At 51.1% G+C, this 22,387-nt stretch carries 14 protein-coding genes and 6 pseudogenes; 7 read left to right on the top strand and 13 right to left on the bottom strand.

All coding sequences use genetic code 11. From position 1 onward, the window contains the following. Positions 1-564 precede the first annotated feature (564 nt). A pseudogene (locus tag ACFQJB_RS01515) lies at positions 565-1,200 on the top strand (IS6 family transposase). 202 nt (positions 1,201-1,402) lie between these two features. Here the strand turns inward: ACFQJB_RS01515 and ACFQJB_RS01510 are convergent. The 3 genes and pseudogenes from ACFQJB_RS01510 to ACFQJB_RS01500 all read right to left on the bottom strand — a co-directional run. Then, a complete protein-coding gene (locus ACFQJB_RS01510; RefSeq protein ID WP_379727921.1) occupies positions 1,403-1,903 on the bottom strand; it encodes an asparagine synthase-related protein in 501 nt (166 codons plus the stop codon). A gap of 65 nt (positions 1,904-1,968) precedes the next feature. Beyond that, positions 1,969-3,219: an asparagine synthase (glutamine-hydrolyzing) gene (gene asnB, locus ACFQJB_RS01505; RefSeq protein ID WP_379723126.1), complete on the bottom strand. Its 1,251-nt coding sequence runs from the start codon at positions 3,217-3,219 to the stop codon at positions 1,969-1,971. 827 nt (positions 3,220-4,046) lie between these two features. Beyond that, positions 4,047-4,199: pseudogene (locus ACFQJB_RS01500) on the bottom strand (IS4 family transposase); the annotation flags it as partial. Between the two features lie 39 nt (positions 4,200-4,238). Here ACFQJB_RS01500 and ACFQJB_RS01495 point away from each other — a divergent pair. Both ACFQJB_RS01495 and ACFQJB_RS01490 read left to right on the top strand, forming a co-directional pair. Next, entirely contained in the window at positions 4,239-5,384 is a 1,146-nt protein-coding gene (locus tag ACFQJB_RS01495; protein ID WP_379723123.1) for an ISH3 family transposase, read from the top strand. A 270-nt stretch (positions 5,385-5,654) separates the two neighbouring features. After that, positions 5,655-5,841: pseudogene (locus ACFQJB_RS01490) on the top strand (IS630 family transposase); the annotation flags it as partial. On the opposite strand, the gene ACFQJB_RS01485 reads toward ACFQJB_RS01490, so the two are convergent. Beyond that, positions 5,796-6,404 carry a class I SAM-dependent methyltransferase gene (locus tag ACFQJB_RS01485; protein ID WP_379727920.1) on the bottom strand — a complete coding sequence of 203 codons (609 nt, stop codon included), beginning with the start codon at positions 6,402-6,404 and terminating at the stop codon, positions 5,796-5,798. The pseudogene ACFQJB_RS01490 and the gene ACFQJB_RS01485 sit on opposite strands and share 46 nt — an antisense overlap. Before the next feature lie 596 nt (positions 6,405-7,000). On the opposite strand from ACFQJB_RS01485, the pseudogene ACFQJB_RS01480 reads away from it, so the two are divergent. Then, positions 7,001-8,137: pseudogene (locus ACFQJB_RS01480) on the top strand (IS4 family transposase); the annotation flags it as partial. 182 nt (positions 8,138-8,319) lie between these two features. Here ACFQJB_RS01480 and ACFQJB_RS01475 read toward each other — a convergent pair. Continuing rightward, entirely contained in the window at positions 8,320-9,489 is a 1,170-nt protein-coding gene (locus ACFQJB_RS01475; RefSeq protein WP_379723120.1) for an ISH3 family transposase, read from the bottom strand. Between the two features lie 90 nt (positions 9,490-9,579). Here ACFQJB_RS01475 and ACFQJB_RS01470 point away from each other — a divergent pair. Continuing rightward, positions 9,580-10,751, top strand: a pseudogene (locus ACFQJB_RS01470) (ISH3 family transposase). 164 nt (positions 10,752-10,915) lie between these two features. On the opposite strand, the gene ACFQJB_RS01465 reads toward ACFQJB_RS01470, so the two are convergent. Then, complete coding sequence (locus tag ACFQJB_RS01465; protein ID WP_379728053.1) at positions 10,916-11,044, bottom strand: hypothetical protein; 129 nt, start codon at positions 11,042-11,044, stop codon at positions 10,916-10,918. A gap of 259 nt (positions 11,045-11,303) precedes the next feature. Between ACFQJB_RS01465 and ACFQJB_RS01460 the strand changes: the two genes are divergently transcribed. Both ACFQJB_RS01460 and ACFQJB_RS01455 read left to right on the top strand, forming a co-directional pair. Further along, complete coding sequence (locus ACFQJB_RS01460; protein ID WP_379728051.1) at positions 11,304-11,669, top strand: hypothetical protein; 366 nt, start codon at positions 11,304-11,306, stop codon at positions 11,667-11,669. Continuing rightward, positions 11,552-12,379, top strand: coding sequence for a polysaccharide pyruvyl transferase family protein (locus ACFQJB_RS01455; protein WP_379727918.1), 828 nt, complete (start codon positions 11,552-11,554; stop codon positions 12,377-12,379). The genes ACFQJB_RS01460 and ACFQJB_RS01455 overlap by 118 nt, the downstream gene beginning before the upstream one ends. A gap of 66 nt (positions 12,380-12,445) precedes the next feature. Here ACFQJB_RS01455 and ACFQJB_RS01450 read toward each other — a convergent pair whose 3' ends face one another. The 7 genes and pseudogenes from ACFQJB_RS01450 to ACFQJB_RS01420 all read right to left on the bottom strand — a co-directional run bounded on the left by ACFQJB_RS01450 (position 12,446) and on the right by ACFQJB_RS01420 (position 22,313). Then, positions 12,446-13,993, bottom strand: coding sequence for a hypothetical protein (locus ACFQJB_RS01450; protein WP_379723117.1), 1,548 nt, complete (start codon positions 13,991-13,993; stop codon positions 12,446-12,448). 177 nt (positions 13,994-14,170) lie between these two features. Further along, complete coding sequence (locus ACFQJB_RS01445; RefSeq protein WP_379723114.1) at positions 14,171-15,244, bottom strand: N-acetylneuraminate synthase family protein; 1,074 nt, start codon at positions 15,242-15,244, stop codon at positions 14,171-14,173. Between the two features lie 111 nt (positions 15,245-15,355). After that, entirely contained in the window at positions 15,356-16,870 is a 1,515-nt protein-coding gene (locus ACFQJB_RS01440; RefSeq protein WP_379723111.1) for a cytidylyltransferase domain-containing protein, read from the bottom strand. An 84-nt stretch (positions 16,871-16,954) separates the two neighbouring features. Then, positions 16,955-18,757 (bottom strand): annotated as a pseudogene (locus ACFQJB_RS01435) (ABC transporter ATP-binding protein). Between the two features lie 119 nt (positions 18,758-18,876). After that, positions 18,877-19,152 carry a hypothetical protein gene (locus tag ACFQJB_RS01430; protein ID WP_379723108.1) on the bottom strand — a complete coding sequence of 92 codons (276 nt, stop codon included), beginning with the start codon at positions 19,150-19,152 and terminating at the stop codon, positions 18,877-18,879. A 487-nt stretch (positions 19,153-19,639) separates the two neighbouring features. Further along, the gene (locus ACFQJB_RS01425) at positions 19,640-20,626 is read right to left on the bottom strand and encodes an NAD-dependent epimerase/dehydratase family protein (protein WP_379723105.1); all 987 of its coding nucleotides are present in this window, start codon (positions 20,624-20,626) and stop codon (positions 19,640-19,642) included. A gap of 577 nt (positions 20,627-21,203) precedes the next feature. Continuing rightward, positions 21,204-22,313, bottom strand: coding sequence for an OBG GTPase family GTP-binding protein (locus ACFQJB_RS01420; RefSeq protein WP_379723102.1), 1,110 nt, complete (start codon positions 22,311-22,313; stop codon positions 21,204-21,206). Positions 22,314-22,387 lie beyond the last annotated feature (74 nt).

Genomic DNA, 22,387 nt, shown 5'->3' with positions numbered 1-22,387 from the left:
AAGGTTTCTCAAAATGGATGTAATCAAATTCCTCAGTCTCATGTATTGGGTCACAGTAGATATCCCACCAGTAGCCGTCATCCTCAAGTTTTCGTCGTTGATGACCGAAAAAAGGAAGTCGTGTTCATCAGCCATAAACGGGTTGCGGTAGATCGCATTCTTTGCCCAGAGGATAGCACCGTGAAGGTGTTCTTTGAGTCCCTTACCAGTCTGTGTGTGCGCTTGGCCAAACCCGTTCACTCGTCTGATTTCCCTGAACGTATTAAATCGGATACGTTCCCATATCGGAACACCGTCGACTTCGATAGAAAACAGATCTAAATCCTTTTCGAATTCTTCTATCAATTCAGGATCTATAGTCATATCTAATACCATCCATTGTCACAGATTTAATACAGTTGTTTTTTTATGCAGACTCGTTTGAAGAACGATCCTTCCGAGTTAGTGTTACTATGAAAAACTCATTCTAATTATAATAACCTGTTGTTTGAAAAAGCATCCACAACAGAACGGCGGTATTCAGATAAGGATTAAAAGGTGAGGTGTCACGCTTTCTGAGTGCCTATGCCAGAATTCGGACGCCTCAGCGGTAGTCTCGACCAAATCGAGTTAGAGTTTGTGGAACGAGAAGCGACACCGGAGTTTCTGATGAAACTTAGTATTCAGCTGAATTTGTCTGGTCTTTCACTTTCGAATACTATTCGATTTTCTTATATATTTGGTGTCCGACGTGCTCAATCAACCGTGCATATCTGGATTCACAAGGCCGATCTACAGCCCGCCTCTGGAAAGAACCCGGATCACATTGCGGTCGATGAGACCGTGATCCAGCTCAACGACGAATAGTACTGGCTGTATGCCGCAGTTGATGCTGAAACGAACAAATTGCACCACACAACACTTGAACCAACCAGAACCACGATTAGATCACAGACGTTTCTCGCTGAGATCGGGAAGAAACACGACGTTTCTGAGGCAGTTTTTCTTGTTGATGGAACCCAGTCGTTGCAAACTGCGTGTCGTCGAAAGGGCTACGATTTTAGATACGAAAAACATGGAAATCGGAATGCCGTCGAACGTGTCTTCAGAGAAATAAAACGCCGAACTATATGTTTCTCGAACTGTTTTAGTAACGCTTTAGCAGAGGCAGCCGACGACTGGATCAGATCGCTTAGTTTCGCATGGAACCAGCTCATCTGAACACTACCCCACTCTCACTCCCAACATTCAATATTTGACGTGTCTAACGACTCTCTGAGCAGTTCTGGTGACAGCATCAACACCTCAAACCACGAACTGATCACCTCTCAAACTGGGTTAACTAGACAGTGCCGTCCAGCTGAAGGTGTCGTTTCTCGGATCAATCAGTCGATGTAGCGTTCGTACCACTCTTCGAGCATCGTTAGATCCCAGAGTTGTGCCCCTTGTTGGCGTAGCCGGTCTGGTGGTGTTCTAGCAGTCGCTGAAGCTCTGACTCAACAAATAATGGTCGATTGCCAAGCTGCTCTATGTGGGAGGTAGCCAGTTCGGATAGTCCACCACGGAACCATCGGTCGACCGGGACGCCGAATCCGTGTTTGTCCCGGTTGAGTATCCGCTTAGGGAGCAAGTCCCGGAACGCCTCCTTCAGAATCCACTTTCCATCGCCGCCATGCCGTTTGTATCGGGCTGGGATCCGAGCTGCGTACTCGACAAATTCGTGGTCAAGGAATGGCGAACGAACCTCCAGCGAATGTGCCATGCTTGCGCGGTCAACCTTAACAAGGATGTCGTCGGGGAGGTATGTCGCGATATCTGTCTGTAACAAGTTATCGAGTCGGGTCGGTCCGTCTGCAGCTGCCATCTCTTCTCGGATGTCGACGAACTCATCTTCTGGAACCGGTCCAGCCCAGAAATTATTGATTTCGTCGCCGTGGGCGTAGCAGCGGATTAGTGCGTACCGTGTATCGGGGTCTGTTCTGGCGTACTCTAAAGCCTTCCGTGGCCACCGAGCAACTTTCTTCGAGCGGTACGGTGCAGGAATTGCGTCAGTAAAACGTAGCCTGGTGTTAATACTGGGTTCGGGAGATGGGCGAGTTGGCTCAGTCTTCGGTCAATGCCGTAGCGGAGGTACCCCGCGAAGTTCTCGTCGCCAGCATCACCGGTGAGTGCGACTGTGATGTCCTCGGATGCGAGTTTCGAGACATAGTAGGTTGGCAGCGCAGAGGTGTCCCCGAAGGGCATTCCATAGTGGTCAACGAGATCAGTGATAGATTCGAGCATGGTATCTGCGTCGATTGTGTATTCTGTGTGGTCGGTTCCGAACTCGTCGGCGACGAGACGGGCGTACTCTAGTTCATCAAATCGGTCGACATCAAACCCGATAGCGTAGGTGTTCACTGGCTCATCGCTCACCTCTGAAAGCATCCCAACAACCGCCGAGGAGTCGATACCACCTGAGAGGAACGCTCCGAGTGGTACGTCACTACGTGTGCGAAGTTGCGTCGCTTTCTGCAGCCTCCGGCGCAACTGTCTTGCCAGCTCCGTCGGAGACGCTGTTTCCTGTTCGGAAAAGGATAGTGACCAATAGCGATCAGTAGTGATACTTCCATCGGTATCAACAATCATCGTAGTACCCGGTTCGAGCTGTCGAATCGTTTTGAACCCAGTCCTAGGCGAGGGGACGTACTGATAGGTGAGATAGGAGCGAATCGCCTGCGGATCTGGTTCTGGCGTTACAGCGTTATCTGATAGAATACTATCAATAGTTGATCCGAACCAGAAACTGTTGTCCGTGTGGCGGTAGAATAATGGCTTTTGTCCGAGTCGGTCACGACCTAAAAAGAGCTTACCGCGAGATTCGTCCCAGATGGCGAAGGCGAACATTCCCCGGAGCATTGAAACACAGTCCTGACCGTACTCCTCGTAGAGGTGTAGAATGACTTCTGTATCTGAATTTGATTGCCACCGATAACCGGTAAGATTCTCTCTGAGCTCCTGATAGTTATATATCTCCCCGTTGAATACGATCTGCACCGTCCCGTCAGCGGAATGCATCGGCTGGCGGCCAGCCGCAGATGTGTCAAGAATGCTGAGCCTACGGTGAGCGAGGGCGATGGGGCCGTCAACATACACCCCTTCCATGTCTGGTCCTCGGTGGCACAGACAGTCGTTCATCGCCTCAACGACGCTAGGGTCTGGACGGCTATCAAATGAGAATAAGCCGCCGATTCCACACATAAAAAAATATTTCTCACTGAGTTTAATTAATTCCACCGATAGAATCTTATTGTAGCTTTACGAAGGATCAATAGAATAGTTCACACACTGATGGCCTCCTCGTCGCCGACTCTGCACCACGTCGGTGTTACCTCGACACCTACGGCGGCCGGAATGGCTGAAAGACTACTGACCCCGGCTCAAGGATGTCGGCGATAGACCGTCGATAAGCCGTATCTAATCATGCCGGCGACCGAGGCGAGAGAAGTCATCCATGAACGGTAGTATACTCACGGACAGAGATAATTATGGATATTTGGCGGTTCAAGAGTCCAAAGTGCTTCGAAGACAGCTTCTCTCAACTCAGATAAACTGCTGACCAACCCAACGGGGGCGAAAATCGCCTTAGGAAGCAATAATCAACCAATCGCAAACGATACTCTGACAAAAGTTCAATACGACACCGCAAAGCGCGATCCCAACGGGTTGTTTGATTCTGCTAATAACGAGATTGTAGCCCCTGCCGACGCGTCTTACGCAAAGGTGATGGCTAATGTCAGATGGAAAAACAAGATCGAGACAGACATTTTCCGTGCTATTGGAGATATTAATCCGCGGCGTATTCAGGGTCTGACGGCGCAAGAGTTCCAGTATGTAACTTGGTGGGAACCAGTTTCGTCGGGCGATTCTATCGGTAGCGATGTGCGCCAAACGACAGGAGGCGTTGTCGATCTGGATCACGGAAGTGAGGACTATAATCAGTTGGAGGTGGTTTTCATATGAAGTATTACATTGAAGACTCCGAAGGCCGTGTGGTGGGAAAGTTTGATGGGGCATTCGTCTTCACTTTAGCCACCCCCAGTCGATTGGGTGGCGGTAGCAAGCTGCTCCCGTAGGATTTGGCGCTCTTGATGAATCTTCTGTGCATCGGCGATGAGTCGGTCAAGCAACGGCGGTGGCGAGTAGCCCAGATACTCACCCAGACGATGCAGGATCAGTCGATCACATCGGGTTAGTAGAAGTGTCCGCTCGGAGAGGTTGTGCAAGCCAACCGAGCTGACAACGAGCTAAAGGAAGAACATCTGCTTAATTTTGTCGTCAACAACCTCGAAGAGGAACTTCCGATTGACCTCGGAGAGGGCGTTGAGACCACGACGGAGGAACTCTACGAGGTTTTCGCCGGCGCCAGCGCCGGCGGAACCTCGATCAACCACATCTGCGAGACGACCGATGAATCGCCCCACGCCAATACCGTCCGTGGATATCTCACCGATCAATTCGACCTTGACGCTGTTGAGGCGGTTGGAGATACACTCCTTCAGCGAGATACGCTTGAAACCCTTCCTGATCGACCGGTGGAGGTCTGTACCGACCTCCACCTCGATCCCTACTACGGTATCGAGGAGGAAACGGAGGCACTGTATTCCTCGCAAGCGAAACGCGGTACTACGTCATTTCATGCCTATGCGACGCTCTACGTACGAGTGCGAAACAAACGGTATACACTGGCGGTTCGCCAGCTGACCGCTGGCGAAACCACCGGTGATGTCCTCGGTGAATTCCTCGAACTGCTTGACGGCCTTGACCTCGGCGTCAAGGCCGTCTATCTCGACCGAGGCTTCTACAACAGCACTTGTCTCTCCCTGCTGCACGCCTACAACTACGCCTACGTGATGCCGATCATCAAGTGGGGCAAAACGATCCAAGATGAGCTCAACAACGGCTGGAGCCGTGAAATTGAGCATGAACTCGCCGGGAAGGTGACATTTCCTGTGTTCATTGACTGCGTCTACCAGCGAGGACGGTACGACGAGCACGGGGTGGCGCGTCACGGCTACGCCGCTGACGCGCCGTTCATCGACACACCACGTGATGCCAGACACCACTACAGCAAGCGGTTCGGCATCGAATCGAGCTACCGATTGGCCAAGCAGAGCCTCGCTATGACCAGTTCTCGTGACGCTGGGTTGCGGCTGCTGCTGTTTGTTCTGAGTCTCGTCCTCCAGAACAGCTGGCGATACCTTCACTGGAAGTACGTGGCGGCGCCGCGACGCGGCGGCCGCCACCTCTGGGAGTGGTCGTTCATTGAGTTTTGCGAGATGGTGCTCCGCGCAGCGTGGACAGTGCTTGGCGTTCGTCGATCCGTTCCAGCGAATCAAGCACTGGACGAGCGGTTCTTCCGATAGCTATCGCCAGAATGGGCGACCGTAGTGAGTGGCAACACTGTCGCGTCGGCGGCAGATCGCCGCCGACAGCGACTGTAGAGGCAGAAGATCCTGTTCACGACATCTCGACGATCAGATAGCCACCGAACCCACCCATTCAGCGTCGGCTATCTGCAGTGGTGGACTTCTTGATGTAATCGACTGAGATTCGATCGTACCGTACACCTCGTCCGTCGAGATCTAGACAAAGGAATCGATATCGTGTTCTAGCGCGGCAGCGAGAAGCGTTCGTGTGCCGTCGATGTTCGTGGATTGATGTCGGAGGCCGGGCTGTCCTGGAAGACAGCCCGGTCGGAATACGCCAAAGCGGACGAACGAATACAGGAGGCCTTCCGCGAAGGCTTCAAAAAAGACAGAACATCTGGACGACGACTACGATTGCTCAAAGACGCGAGCAACAAACGATTCGGTTTCTACTACCCCTTCCGGAAAGTCCTTTTGATGGATCGTTTTCACTTCTCTGTATCCAAGACTTGAAAAAATATCTCCGTAATTTCGTGGCTCATGCCGAGTCGTATTACTTCCTTCATCCTCCACTGTAATTAGAACATCCCCACAGATCCTCGCCATCTCATCAAATATCCACTCACTTTTTGGATGGATGTGCTCAAGGACTGCCATCGTGAAAACGACATCAAACTCGTCCGAATCAAACTTCGTAATTATCTTCTCGACCGAAGAGTTGTGAATGGTGGCATCGGCTGCCATCTCGGAATACTCACATTCCAAGATAGATATCGCCTCTGGATTTATCTCTATTCCGTGAACATTTGTATAGTTCTCAGAGTGAATATAGTTCAAATTACGACCAACGTTACACCCGACCTCTAAAATTGAGTCCTCGTATTCGGCATGAGAATCCAGTAATTCGAACAAGAACTGGCTACGTGCCGTCTTATTCAAATATTCTCTGGGATTGTTTTTATCATCATTCGTTGATCTAGATTCCCAATACCTGTGTATGTCCTCTCTGTTGTTCATCTCTTGCGATTCTGCCACGAGCAATTGTCCCTCAACGAATGGGATTGATTGAAGCAAGCCGCTGACCGTCTTTTTTGCTTTCCGAATTACCTTCTTAGGTAGATTCATATAGAAATGCTTCCGCCGATACATCATTAGTCTTAGGATCTTTTATTCAGGCACACTCCGGTTAGCTGTCCTCGACCGCTTTCGGTCGGTAATCTGTGACTTGGAAGTCTGTTAGATGTTCATCGCCCACGATCGTCTGGTCGCTTCCTGTGTTTTGTTCGATACCAATGGTAATGTCCTCTGTGTGCCCGACTTCAATGTCGGTATTAATTTCGGTAGTGGTGCGTCCAGTCGACCCAGATGTATAATTCCATGGCTTGTTGATCGCAATACAGCGGCCGAATAGGATTTTTGATATGCTATAAATCGCAACTATAGCTGCTAAGACTGCTAAATCCAACACACGTATATTTTGACTGAACGATGAAGTGCAGAATCATTCGTCTTCACTTAACAGCATAATCGCATGAAAGCAGTCGCTTATCGTGGTACCCTTCTGAGAGGAGTGAGGAGGCGAGTCTGTGCAAGACGAAGCCTCCTCACGACGAATTGAGCGTCGACTCACTACTCTCTTTCCGTCCGAGATGCTGGAAGACCACGCCGAGGACATCGGCGTGGTCGAACGCAACCGCGATCTCCAGGCACCGCCACTCGTCTGGTCACTCGTGTTCGGCTTTACTGCCGGCGAAACCCGTTCTCTCGCCGATTTCCGTCGCAGTTACAACTCTACCGCCGATGACACACTCTGTCCAAGCGGGTTCTACCAGCGGCTGACGCCGACGCTTGCGGAGTACCTGCGCGACCTCGTCGAGCACGGCATCGACGAGGTCGCTGTTCCCAGTACTGTCGACGCGAACATCGACCGATTCCGCGACGTGATGATCGCTGACGGCACTATCTTGCGGTTGCATCGATTCCTCGCAGACACCTACCAACCACGGCGAGGGGAGCAGGGTGGAGCGCGGCTCCACCTGCTCCACAACGTCACCGAGCAAACCATCGACCAGTTCAGCGTCACTGACGAGAAAGCACACGACAGTACCGAATTTTCTACGGGACCGTGGCTGGAAGACCGGTTGGTGCTGTTCGACCAGGCGTACTTCAAGTACCGCCGCTTTGCGTTGATCGACGAAAACGACGGCTACTTCGTGAGTCGGCTGAAGCAGAACGTAAACCCGGAGATAACGGCGGAATTACGGGAATGGCGTGGCGACGCCATTCCCTTGGAGGGCGAAAAGGTACAGGACGTCGTCGACGACCTCCACCGAGAGTACATCGACGTGGAGGTTGAAGCGACGTTTCAGCGACGGGGGTACGAGGAGACGCAGTCGTGGGATAGCAAACGGTTCCGCGTCGTCGGCGTCCGCGATGAGGACGCCGACGACTACCATCTGTACATCACAAATCTGCCGCGAGAAGAGTTCTTGCCGACAGAGATAGCGACGCTGTACCGGTGTCGATGGGAGGTAGAATTGCTGTTTCGTGAGTTGAAGACGCAGTACGACCTGGATGAGTTCGACACGAGCAAGAAACATATCGTGGAGATTCTGGTGTATGCGGCGTTGTTGTCGCTGTTAGTGAGTCGTGGGTTGTTGGATCTGTTCACCGAGCAGGCTGACGATGAGATCGTATTCCCGCCAGAACGCTGGGCGGCGACCTTCCGGTCGCACGCCCAGCTCATCCTCAGTCGATCACATCGAGAAGTCCACCACTGCCGATAGCGGATGTTGAATCGGTGGATTCGGTGACTATCTGATCGTCGAGATGTCGTGAACAGGATCTTCTGCCTCTGCAGTCGCTGTCGGCGGCGATCTGCCGCCGACGCGACAGTGTTGCCACTCACTACGGTCGCCCATTCTGGCGACAGCTATCGGAAGAACCGCTCGTCCAGTGCTTGATTCGCTGGAACGGATCGACGAACGCCAAGTACTGTCCATGCTGCGCGGAGTACCATCTCGCAAAACTCAATGAACGACCACTCCCAGAGGTGGCGGCCGCCGCGTCGCGGCGCCGCCACGTACTTCCAGTGAAGATATCGCCAGCTGTTCTGGAGGACGAGACTCAGAACAAACAGCAGCAGCCGCAACCCAGCATCACGAGAACTGGTCATAGCGAGGCTCTGCTTGGCCAATCGGTAGCTCGATTCGATGCCGAACCGCTTGCTGTAGTGGTGTCTGGCATCACGTGGTGTGTCGATGAACGGCGCGTCAGCGGCGTAGCCGTGACGCGCCACCCCGTGTACATCGTATCGCCCCATTTGGTAGGTACAGTCGATCATTACCGGGAATTCGACGGTCCATTCGTGACCGTCGAATTCTGTTGTGAGGTCGTGCTCAATTTCACGACTCCAGCCTTCAGAGAGCTCTTTCTTGATTGCATTGCCCCACTTGATGATCGGGACGACGTAGGCGTGGTTGTGCGCCTGCATCAGCGTGAGGCACTTGCCGTCATAGAATTCACTGTCAACGTAGAGCGCTTTGACTTCGAAGTTGAAGTCGTCGAGGAGTCCAAGGAACTCTGCGAGGACTTCGGCGGCGGTGTCGCCGTCTGTGAGACGGCGCACCGCCAGTGTGTACCGTTTGTTTCGAACGCGGGCGTACAGTGTGGCGTAGGCATGGAATGCGGTGGTTCCAGCCTTTGCCTCGTTGTAATAGAGACCGTCAGTCTCGTCTCTATCACCGTAGTAGGGCCGCAGGTGGAGATCAACGACGATCTCCACCTGCTCGGGGAGTAACTCAAGCGTGTGTTCCTGTAGAAGCGTGTTTCCAACCGTGCTAACGGTCTCAAAATCGAATTTTGTCCTGAGATGATGGAGGATGTTCGTCCCTGATGGGCTGTCATTACTCCGGTCGCAGAGCGTGGAGATCGAGGTTCCGTCGGCGGTCGCGCCGACGAGAACCTCGTAGATGTCCTCGGGTTCGAAGTCAGCGTTTTCACCGAAACTTACGCCAAACGAACCATTGAGTGCGTTAACGAGGAAATTAAGGAGTTGGTCTTCGTGGATGTCACCGTCTGCTTGCTGATTTTCGTTAGTCACACCTCGGCAAGCAGACCACTCAACTTACAGCCTTTGTGAGGTACTGAGAATAGCGTCGCTCTGATTTTGGTGGATGTCTGGTTCGTGGATGTGTTCAAGCAACCCGAACCAGACGGTGTTCTTTCGGCAGCAGATGTGAAAGAAGCAGCGGCTGATGTGATTCAGCAACTTCCAATGGGAGGAATCGAGGGGTAGCCCCTCGATTCCGACGACATTTGGCCGGTCGTCACGATGGCCAGCGTCAATCAAACGTCCGTCTGGGAAGTCACCTCCCAGACGGACGACACACCTTGCGATGATACTGTCCTCGATTAGTTGCATACGCTGCAGCGTGATCAACTCGAAATGGCTGCTAACATCCTCTTTCGTCGCCTCGCACTGACGATTCTCGACCCTGACCGGTCGAGAATCGTCTCCATTGACTTCGTCGATAACTCATACCATGGATCGCCCGACGAGGACAGCGGTGAACTCTGTACAACCACACCAACCGACGGTACTACGACCTGCCACCGCTACTGCACGGCCTACGTCGTCTCAAACGGCAAGCCAGTAACGCTGGCACTCACCTACGTCCGCAGCGACGAGAAGGAAGCCGACGCGGTCGAGCGCGTCCTCGACCGCGTCGGCACCTACCCATTCGAAACCGATCTTCTGCTCGCTGATCGCGGCTTCTACAACGAACGGGTGATTCGTCGCGCACGCAAGTTAGCGACGACTGTGATTCCTGTGAAAGCAAAGGGCGAGCGCATGAAGGATAAGCTCGACACGCACTGCTCGTACATGACCTCCTACCGCATGTACAAAGACAGCGAGCGGGAACTCCGCTTCCCGCTCGCAGTTTCTGTGTCCTATCAGAACGGTGATCGGGGCAAGCACGGTGAAGTTGTGCGAGGGTACGTGGCGTGCGATCTCGAGGATCGCACGCCCTCACAGGTCGAACGTCGCTATCGGAAACGCTCGGCAATAGAGACGAGTTATCGGTTGTTTCGCAGGCGAGAGCAACCACGACGACACAAGATCCACTCGTCAGGTTTGCCTTCGTGATCGTCAGCTTTCTCTTGGAGAACCTGTGGCTCGTGTTGCGATGGGCGGTCGTCGCCCGCCCACAGCAGGGCGGGCGCGACCTGCCCGAGCAGTTCACGTTCACGACGTTCTGTGACTGGATTCGCCATGAATTGGAGACAGAGTTAGAGCGGCGGTGGGAGATTGAGAGGAACGGTGTGGGCGTCCCCGACGCGTACGCCCCGGCCGCGGGCTGAGCCAGCCCGCGGCCTCGGGCCAGCCCTCTCCGAGCTACAGCACTCGCCAAGAACAACGGTAGAAACCGATTGTACCGCCGCTTTCCATTGTTCACGCCGCAGCACTGAGAACTATTTGGCAACCGCCGTGAGATTCTTCGACTCAGCTGGAGTCAACATGGCTGCTAAGCTTTCGGTCGGGAAGTACCGACATTCTCTCCAAGGTCTATCGGGAGTTCCTCTTCGAGGTTGTTGACGACAAAATTAAGCAGATGTTCTTCCTTTAGCTCGTTGTCAGCTCGGGTTGGTTGCACATCTCCTCCGAGCGGACACTTGCACTAACCCGATGTGATCGACTGATATTATTGATACCGAACCCCGGGATGGAGATATTAGTCAGTCCAAGGCAGATATCTCGAAAGTAAAAATAAACTTTGCTATGAGCCAACAGTCTCACTACGTGAAGGGTTAAAACGAACTGTTGACTAGTATCTAGACAAGCAGTAATCTACCTGGTCTCTACCCAATCCAAATATATGAAAGCTAATTACCCCTAGCAATGAGGAGGAGTTGATGAAGTACACCCTATTTCATGGAGCAAAAAAGAACGTTGGAGATTTCTTAATATACCATAGAGCAAAAAATCTCCTCAATGAGTACGCTGGAATCAGTGACGACGAAATCTATGAACTTGACATGGTTCGTGAAGAACTCTCTCCAGAGCAAATTAAAAAAATCAGCAATACAGATGCTGTTATTATAGCTGGGGACCGGCATATCATGAAAATTTTTATCCAGGCGTGTACCCGTCACTGGATGATATACTTGACGCGGGCGTTCCTATATATCCGCTTGGCCCTGGATGGAAGGGGACGTCAGAAGAAGAATATAGCTTTACTAGTGAATCAATTCAAATGTTTGAACGGATTCACGAACTGATTGAATTTTCTGGTGTTCGGGATCTACCAACAAAGCGTGTGCTTCAGAAACATGGAATTGACAATGTAGAATTGGTTGGGTGTCCAGCTTGGTATGCTCTTGATAAGTTAGAACATTCATTCTACAAACCCGAGTCTGTTGACAGCCTTGTTATTTCAACAGCCGTCCCTCGGTCCAGATACTATCGAAAGCAATTCCGATATCTGCTAAGTCGGGTAGCTAATGAATATCCGGATACTGATCTATACTGCTCGTTCCACCGCGGGATCTATTCGGATGAACACACCCCATTTATCCGCTCACTCCACCTTCGACGGTTCAAATGGGTCGCAGAACGGAACGGCTACACAATCATCAATCCAGCGTATGATATCGAAAAGATTGAGCAATATAGAGAGATAGATGTCCACATCGGCTTTCGAGTCCATGGTCACATCTACTTCCTCGCTCAAGGGCACCCGAGTTACTTGTTCCAAGTTGATGGTCGAGGTACAGGCGTCTCCGAATCGCTAAATACTCCTAGCGATGTCCAGTCTTTCGCACAAGACTCATATAAGCAACCTGTTGAGGAAATTCTTGATAATTTGGAATCAGATCTAAATGATGGATTTAGTCAATTTGATCGAGTATCTAAACGATTGAAGCATGTGAGACCGAAAATGATCGAGCTTATAGAAAGTCTTCCTAGTAATCTTGGAAGATCGCGATAACACCCCCCCTTTCACACGTAAGGTTTATTTTATATTGGACTGAAAATAATTGAATGACAGCGCACATCAGTCGTCTAATTGACTTGATTCTCTCTTCATGTAGTTAATAAAGGCAGATACAGAGCGAAGTCTGGAAACCGTATTTAAATCTGCCGAGCTCTGTAGGGTATCTTTGTTAATATTTAGGGTAGTAAAGACTGAGCGTTCTATATCATTAAAATCAATATTATCAGATTGTGAAACACGCTTATCGTCAGCAGTGGAATCCGCTAGTGCAAGTATCTTTTTTGCGGTTGTCGTTAAAATATCGCTCTTTTTTATGCATTTTGCTAATTGTTTCTTCGTATTTCTATATTTCTGATCCATTTTGCTCGTGGCATTTATAGGAACTCCGCTGAGTTGTGGTGCAAAGTGCTCGATTATTTTTTCTTGATATACGCCATTTTTTAGATCTTTTGGCGAACGCGAGAAGACGGGATTAATTAAATACCAGTCCATAAACGGATGAAGAACATCTCCATAAATAGATGACATAGTAATCCATGAGCCGCCCCAAATTCGCATCCGATCGATTGTATATATTAAATTCATTTTCTGTTTATTCGTGTTTATGTCTGGATAAGATGAAATCTTTGAGAGGAGCTGTTTTCTATATGACGAATCAGAAAAAAGTTCCTTTGATCGATCTGCGTTATAGTAATCTGATATTGACTTACCATTATATTTGGCTCGAAGGGTCTCTCCACCATATCCGCCGAGGATAAGATCGAATTCCTGGTACTTTTTCTCCATTCGTTTCGGTAAGCGGGATGAGCGTGCCACGTCTCTTCCAAGTGTAGTCCCATGAATCATAATTTGCTGGTCTTCTTGGTATCTATCTCCAACTTTGATAGTTGACAGAGGAATGGATAACTTGCTGGCAATCTTAGGTGAAATTGTTTCATCCGCACCTCGATCATTCGGATTGGGATTTGTATTGCCGGCTAGATTATTGATTGTTGCATGTCCTACGGCTGCAACGGTTCTAGTGTCGAATCCAGCAGAAATATCTGCGGCGATTGGTCCCTGATATTCGCTAATTTGTTCAAAATAATTAGATATTCGCTCTATGTGTTTTTCAAATGATATTTCCTCAATAGAGTACGTATGAATTGGATCTGTTGTGAGATCTCCATTTTTTACTGTAATACCCTGTCCAAACCCTAGCCGCTCTGTCCCAGTGAATATAGTTTTATTCCCGACTGTTGCTTCATTCAGAATAAATTCTTTAGCTTCTTGTTCAGCTAATGCAACATTTGAACTACATATTGATACAAGAACAGGATCTGTCGAAATATAAACACCGTTAGCATTTGAATAGAATACATTTATCAGGCCAAGTTTATCTGTGATAATTTGTATATCTTCTCCAGAATTAATCACAAATACGTAGTGACCTCTAAGCTTATCGCGAAGTAATCTAATTAAGTCATCGACATTTCTAATAGATTCCAGAGCTTTGGTATGGAATCCATTCTCGTTGAAAAATGTCCCGAACCCCCAAACTTCAGCATCATCAAACTGTGAATACACCGCTTTTTGATTATTATATATGAGACTTGTTCCATCAGACAATCTCTCTTCAGATACTGATTCGTTTGGTTGATATGAGAGTGTTTCTTTCGAATATTCTTTTGAAGATTCATCATCTGTTATGAGAAAATGACCATCGCTAGTATCCCTCTAGATTGATATCCGTGATTTGTGAATTTTCCATGGTCTTGTATCTATATTTGACAGGCCATGGGCTGGTCATAAATCTCCCCACGTTATTACTGTATCTAACTTAATTTCGTGTTGAACCGTTCTTCCCACCACTTCATCAATCATTGTTGGGGATATCCCTTTGCCGGGGCGTTTGATTGATAAGTTTTCCCGTGTTAGTACTTCTCCTTCTTCAATATCTTGAGCTGCGACTAGACTTCGACGTGCGTGGATTCGACTGTCAGACTCTGCCTTAATCGGCTGTTTTTTGGCTAATCCAGTTGTTCTATCAATATGATCTAAATTTTCCCGAAATGTCCGTATATCATTTGGATCCATGGCATGATAATGATCGTTCCCTTCGATTGATTTGTCAAGCGTAAAATGTTTTTCAATAACTCGGGATCCGTGGAATACTGAGTTCAAAAGTGTGACCATTCCTTCATCCGGTGGAACATGATCTGAATATCCAACTGTATACTCCGGATAGATTCGATTAAGATGTTCGATCATTGCGAGATTCGCATTCTCGAGATCTGTTGGATATTGAAGTATACAATGAAGAATAGCCAGTTCTGGGTTTGGTGTTTCTTCTTCGATCACTTGGACAGCATCGTCGATCTCCCCGATAGTGCTTGCCCCTGTTGACAGAAGGATCGGCTTATCTTTTTGCGCAATATGACGAATTAGCGGATGATTCGTGATATCTGCACTAGCGATCTTGTATGCGGGTATGAGACTTTCGAGGTAATCCACGGCCTCGAAATCGAATGGCGTCGAAAGGAAATCGACACTGGAGTTCTCTTCAATCCATGTCGCAATTTCTTCGAATTCTTGTCTCCCGAAGTCATCGTACTGCTCGAACAGCTCGTACTGTGTTTCGGTACTCTCCTGCTCAGTGTCCCAGTATGCAGGAGATTGTTTCGAAGCCAGACTATCGGCAGAGTACGATTGGAACTTCACGGCGTCGACGCCAGCGTCCGCTGCTTCTATAACCATCCTTTTCGCGGCGTCGAGTGGAGGGGTATCACGTTCTTCCCCGATATCGAAATGATTAACACCGATCTCTGCGATCAGATATGGATCACTTGGATCATCCAAGGTTGTTCCGTTAATTTCCATTGGTTTTCTCGAGCAGGACCTTTTTGATACGCTCTATGCCGTTTGCGATGTCGTGTGTGGAAAGTTCTTGTCTCATCATTTCTCGTTGTTCTCGGTCGGAACAGTAGTCCTCTACTGCTGCCCGTAGGTTCTCCTCGGAAACATAGTTTGCGTGACCGAGCGAAAGCACCCCCGGGAAATATGTGCGAACGGATGCTTCTGTTCCCGGTTGTTCTGTGCGATGGAGATCATGGGAAGATTCAGCGATGCTGCCTCATATAATGTTCTTCCGTTCGAGGTGATGAGCAGGTCTGCCTGCTCCATTCGCTCTGCCATGAAATTAATGTTCTGATTGATATCGATACGAGTTGATGGAGAAAATTCATCCATTATCGCATCGAGACGACCCTCACCTGTATATCCCAGTCCGAGTACAACGTCGATGTGATATCCCTCATCAAGTTCGGAAAGTGCACGAAGCGTTTTCGCGGTTAGATCGTTCTCGTCGGTTCCACCGAATGAGATCATGATCCTTTCGACGGATGGGATCGCTGATAACGGGGTAGCATATCGAAACTCACTTCTGAGACAGAAGTACTCTGAGCCGAAGTAGTGATTCTCTGGCGGTGTCGAATTCTCATATAGGGCGTTGATGACCGCATCGGCGTTCTTCGACCCCACACCGAGATCCTCAAAGTTCACAATACGGGAGTCGAACTCCGCGAGTGATTCCATATACTCTATGCTCGTGTCCAGAATATCGTTGACAACTATGTCTGGGCTATTTGTTCCAATATATCCCAGTATTGCTTGTTCGTCGTCGAACACACGATATTCATAATTACATTCGGCGAGTTTCTCTATAGCGAGTTCGTCTTTCTTTTCAACGGCAAAAACAATATCATGCTCGAAGATGTGGTCTGCGAGAGTGATTCCCCTGTAAACGTGACCTGTCCCTGTCTCAGCATTTCCAGTTAGTCGATATACGATCTGTTTTCGTTGAAGGATACTCTCAGCTACTTTCCAATCCTCGTACGTGTCGATATCGACACCCTCGTTTCTATCTACTTTATAAAATAACGGATCGTCACTGATACGCTGGCCATTTTCTACAAGCGATCGATGTGAGAGAAACATCCCAATCTCTTCATAGATCGGTTCCATCTGTTGGCGATTCTTCCTATCTGATGAGATTGGTTCATATCCTCTCTCCGACTGCTTCCAATACTGATGAGTGCTATCCTTAACGTAGATCACACTATCTGACTTGTTTTGTAATCCACGCTGAATTCCTTCACCTACTGATGATTTTGAGATGAGTGGTACTGTCGGTTGGAAACACAGGACATATTCTGAGTCTCTACCAGAATCCATATATGCATGTTTGATTACTGGGGCAAGAGGTACTTCATCTGTTGCCAATTCTTTTGGTCGATGGATAACGTTATCTACGCCATACCTCCGTCCGATCTGAGCAATCTCGTTACTGTCCGTCGTTAGGATTGTGTAATCTATCTCTGATGTATTTTTACTAGTTTCTATCGCATGGGCGATTAGGGGCCGATCATCAAGTTCCCTTATGTTCTTCCGTGGGATCCCTTTGGAGCCTTTTCGAGCAGGGATGATCGACAACACATCTTCTGCCATTACCTAACACCCCTTACCCGGCGAGTAAAACAGTTCCCGTTTGTAGAACGGGTTAGAATTAAGGTCGAATATCTGTTCGAAATACTACTGACTCGACTGGATCCCATACAGTTCCGCGTACTTTCCGCCTTCCTCAACGAGCTCGTCGTGCTGGCCGATTTCTGTGACTCGGCCTTCCTCAACCGTGTAGATCTGGTCAGCATTTTTCACCGTCGACAGCCGGTGGGCGATCGTCACGATGGCGTAGTCTCGGTCATCTCCTCGATCGCTTGCTGAACCTGCTTTTCCAGATTCGAGTCGAGGTCGCTCGTCGCCTCGTCGAGGATCAACACATCAGCGTCATCGAGGAGTGCCCGCGCAAGCGCGACGCGTTGTTGCTGGCCACCCGACAACCGAACCCCGTCGTCTCCCAACAACGAGTCATACCCGTCTGGGAGCTCGTCGACGAACTCATCGACCTTCGCGATAGAGCACACGCGATCGAGTTCTTTGTCCGAGACCTCGCGATTCCCGAGCGTCAGGTTGTACCGAAGCGTGTCGTTGAATATGAACGGATCCTGTCTGACCATCGAGAGTCGGTCGCGCCACTCTGTGATATCCATCTCGTCGATCGGACCCGTTCGCTCTGATTTCACCTTCGTCTACCGGATACAGCCGGGCGAGAAGCGAGACGATCGTCGATTTCCCCGCACCCGATTGTCCGACGAACCCGACGAACTCGCCCTTCTCGACCGTGAAGGCAATCCCCCGGAGAACCTCCTCTTCGTCGTCGTACGAGAAGTGGACGTCGTCAAACTCCACTTCCCGGATCTCTTCAGGAACGTCCTGGCTCGAGCCGATCGGCTCATTGTACGTTGCTAGCTCGGCGGTAAACTGTATAGTACGGACGAGATGCGGCAGGTTGTTCTCCACCTTGTAGTACAGTGTGTTCACTTGGCTCGCCTTCGGTCCGAGTCGGAACATCGCAAAGAGGAATACACTGAGTTCGCCGACCGAGAGGTTCGCAAACGTTAAAGCGAGATAGATGAGGACGAACACCGACACCGCGACGACGAGGTTGTAAAAGTTGTTGATCGCGGCCTCGTTGCGCCGGAGGACGATCCGCGATTTGGTGAACTGCTCGATTGCGTCCGTGAAGTCCTCGAAGAGTTCCTCGGCAAGCCCAAAGATTCGCACGTCACGAATGCCTTGTGTCCCAGCCTGTGCGGCCTCCTGTCGGAGTTCGTTCGCTTCGGCGACCTTGTCTCCCACCTCGTACCCCGAGTCGAGGACTCGTCGAAAGAAGACTGAGAAGCCACCAAGGACAACCCCCGTGATAATCGTTAGCACCGGTGCGATCACCAGTGCGACGGCGAAATACACGCCGGCAAGAAAGAGCTGCTGAGTGAATTTGATCCCTTGGGAAATTACTCGCCCCCCATAGTTCGTTTGCGTAACGATCGCATTCAGGATGTCATCAGATCCTTCCTTATCGAAGTACTCAACGCGCGCGTTCAGCGCGTTCCGGAACGCCCGCGTCTGGAGGTCCCGAATGTAGTAAGTCCGCAGTGCCTCCCGGTACCATGCGACCGCGAAACTGGTCGTGTACCGCGCGACCATCACGGCCGACACGCCAACCACGACGTAGCCCAGCGTGAACGGGATTCCGAGTGTCTGGTAGGCAGTCACGAACACCGCGAGCAGCCCCTCCGCTTCTGCGGCGGGATCCCGGAGTTGGACGAGTTCGACAATCGGAAGGATAAAACTCAAGCCGACGCCCTCAAGAACCGCGGCGATGATTCCGAGTACGACGACCGCCATCGTGTACTTCGGATTGTACCGCGCCACGTCGCGGAGTGCGTCGAGTTTCTCACGTCTGGAGACCGGTTCAGGATCTGATGAGGACATAGCAGTATGTTGTTCGATCTGAGATGACGACCCCAATAATGTCGTCGGTCTCTTTTCGCTATCTGACCACGATCCGCGTACACACTCTAACTCATCCACCGAGCCTCACTCTTCCCACATCAACTCGAGTATCTGTACCAAGTCTGCAGGGTGTTCATGTTCATGTACTCGCCGAGCCGAACGATCCCCGCCTCGCACCCACTCGCACCAACAACTCCACGGCCTCGGTCCACGACCTCGCTCAACTGGTACTCCCCCTCGGGCGATAGCCGGACCAGCACATACGTGTGAAACTTCAGCAGAACGTAAGACCTGGTCGTTACAAGCGGTGACCTCAGATCTGCCAGCTTCTCGATAATTACCGCCACGCGTCCCGCATCGTCCGTCCGGACCACGCCAGTCGTCGCCGCGGCCGCGGGCAGGACTCTCTCTACCGCGAACGCGGCGTTGACCTCTTAGACAGCCTCAATCGGCCCCCAACACTCTCCGTAAAGACATTGTGACCGTTCACGTGGAGAGACATTCCGTCGACGTACGGCTACACCTGTAACACGGTGTAATCTTATCCACTCCGCTCGCGCTGGTGGGGGTACTTCATCAGGGCCGTCGAAGCGGTCGACAATCCGCCCCGCCTCGTATCTGACGACGACCGATTCGTCGGCTCCAGCTTCAGTCGCCGCCTCGAAAACGTGCGCGAGCAGGGATCGCCCACCCCGTCAACGAGTCCCTTCGGTCGATCATCGGTGAGCTCGCCGAGTCGGCTTCCACGCCCGGCGACCATCACAGCAGCCCTATCTCGGTCACAAACCACGTGAACCTGTCGGTCGGCGAACACATTTTAGGTCTATACGTCCCAACCGAACGTAGAACCAGCGTCCGAGGTTACGACTCCTGCACCAGTGGCTCGTACCACTCCCGGTTCGACTGGTACCACTCAATAAACTCGCCGACCCCCTCCGTGATCGTCCGCGACGGCTCGTAGCCGATCACCTCACCAGCCTTCTCAACGGACGCGTGCGTGTGCTGGGCGTCAGCCTCGCGCGCAGATTCATACATAATCTCTAACTCTGGCGCGAGCTGATCACGCACCGTTTCAGCCAACTCCTGAATCGAGATGTTGTCCGAACTCCCGATATTTAATACGTCGCCGTCGGCCGCATCCGATTTCAACAGCGTCCGATTCGCGTCCACTACATCAGCCACGTAGGTAAAATCGCGCGTCTGCGTCCCGTCCCCGTAGATCACCGGCGGCTCGCCGTTAAGACACCGCGAGACGAAATTCGAAATCGCCATATTGGGGCGCATCCGCGGGCCGTACACAGTAAAGTAGCGCAGACAGACAGTTGGTAGCCCATGTAACTCCGTGTACACCCGCGCCATGTGCTCTTGAGTCAGCTTCGTCACGCCGTAGGGACTCACAGGCTCAGTTGGATGATCTTCTGCGTAGGGTAAGGAGTTGGGCTTACCATATACCGACGAAGAACTCGCGAGAATCACTCTGTCCACATCGGCCTCTTTTGAGGCTTCCAGTAGGTTCACGGTTCCGTCGACATTGATATCGGCTACCTTTCGAGGATTCTCTACGCTCGTGCGTACCCCTGCTTGTGCAGCCTGGTGAACCACGATATCCACATCTTCAACGATTTCACGAACAGTCTCTGGTTCCCGCACATCACCCTCAACGAATCGATATTCTGACTCACCGTTTGCAGCCACCTTGCGATGAATCTCAAGCGTGTGGTTCTTTATCCCCTTGGCATAGAAAGGCTCGAAATTGTCGAGAACGGTCACATCGTGACCGTCGAGAAGGAACGACTCAGCGAGGTGGCCGCCAATAAATCCGACTCCACCTGTAACAAGAATGTGCATATAATATTTCTCAGTAAATCATACACAAAACTGCTCGGATTTCTACATTAGAAAATAAGGAGATACTCTGTCACACTTTGAGTGAAAGTTGCATATAGTGTTGTTAAAATAATAATTTTACTACACACGCTGCAAGAGCGGCCGCAAAATAACCAGCCACCCCACAACAGCAACAGTCGCAGCAAAAGTATTCATCGCAATATCCACCACAGCGAACGTCCGCTCAGCTAGTGGATACTGCAGGAGTTCGATTGCAAGCCCGTATCCTGAGGCCCCGTAGAACCCCCCACGTGCTTCGATCCGCCGCCCATAGCCCCACAGAGTGTACGTGAGTGTACCGGCCAAGCCAGCGTAAGCCATTGCATGGAGCCAGACTGAATACGCAAAGACACCAAACGGGCCGTATGAAATCGCGTCCGATCCTGGCGGGGCGACCACTGAATAGTAGAGGATGATGCTGGCCACAGCAAGAACAGTGATAGCCCGAACCGATCTCGGTAACCGGATAGAATAATTATAATCCATAGATGTTGTGCCTTGCTCTGTTGTGAAAATCTGTTTCTGATACTTCCACTGATCACCGACTCTTGATGATCCGCAATACGTCCTCGTCGGCCAGTTCGTGATCCGTGCCGACCTGCTGGTCGTCGTGTTTCGCGCTCGGGCCGCTGACGCGGGCGAACCGAAACCGATCCTCGAACTCGCCGCCAAGCTTCGTGAGGGCGTCGCCGATGGTGTCGCCCTCGCGCAGGACAAGCGGTTCGTCGTAGTCGACGCCGCGGCCGGGTTTGTCCATGTAAATCCGTACGAGGCCGAGTTCGTCCCAGATGCGCTCGGTCAGGCCATCGAGACCTTTCTCCTCTTCGGCACTGATGAAAATACACTCCTCGGGATCAATGTCGTGCTCACGGAGATTCTCGTGGACGGTCGGCAGGTAGTCCTCGTCGATCAGATCAGCCTTGTTAACCGTGACCATCGAGGGGATGTAGACGCGGTTGTCCATCATCCCGTCGACGAGTTCGTCGATCGAGGGGTCGCCACGAACCGTGATCTCGGCGTTGACGTAGCCGTTCTGCCGGAGCACTTCCTTGATCGTGTTTTCGTCAAGACTGACGCTGTCGCTTTTGTTGACCTGAATCCCGTTTTTGTGTCGTTGGCGGATGTGGATGCTCGGTGGCTCCGTGTCGAGGCGAATGTTGTTGTTGTAGAGTTCCTCATGCAGGCGTTCGTACTGGTCGATCTCAAAGACAGAAAGCATGAACACCGCAAGGTCGGCCGTGCGGACGACCGAGAGCACCTCTTGGCCGCCACCACGACCGTCGGCCGCGCCCTCGATCAGGCCGGGTACGTCGAGGATCTGGATGTTCGCGCCGCGGTATTTGAGCATCCCAGGGTTGACATCCAACGTCGTAAACTCATAGGAGCCGGTTTCGCTGTCGGCGTTGGTCAGCGCGTTGATGAGCGTCGATTTGCCGACGCTGGGAAAGCCGACAAGGGCGACAGTCGCATCGCCGTGTTTCTCGACGGCATAGCCGCCACCGCCGCCGGCGGAGGACTGGTTTTCGAGTTTTTCTTTCTTCTCGGCGAGTTTCGCCTTCAGCCGACCGATATGGGCCTCCGTCGACTTGTTGTACGGGGTTTCGGCGATCTCCTCGCGGATCGATTCGATCTCCTCCTCCAGTCCCATTATCGGTCAGTGGGCCATTGCCGTCGAAAAGGCTGTCCATTCAGATCACCTACACCCAGCGTGAACGCCGGGGT

Origin of the sequence: Halonotius sp. GCM10025705 (genome assembly GCF_042662885.1) — an archaeon.
GTDB classification, from domain to species: domain Archaea; phylum Halobacteriota; class Halobacteria; order Halobacteriales; family Haloferacaceae; genus Halonotius; species Halonotius aquaticus.
This window is presented reverse-complemented; position numbering and strand designations above follow the sequence as displayed.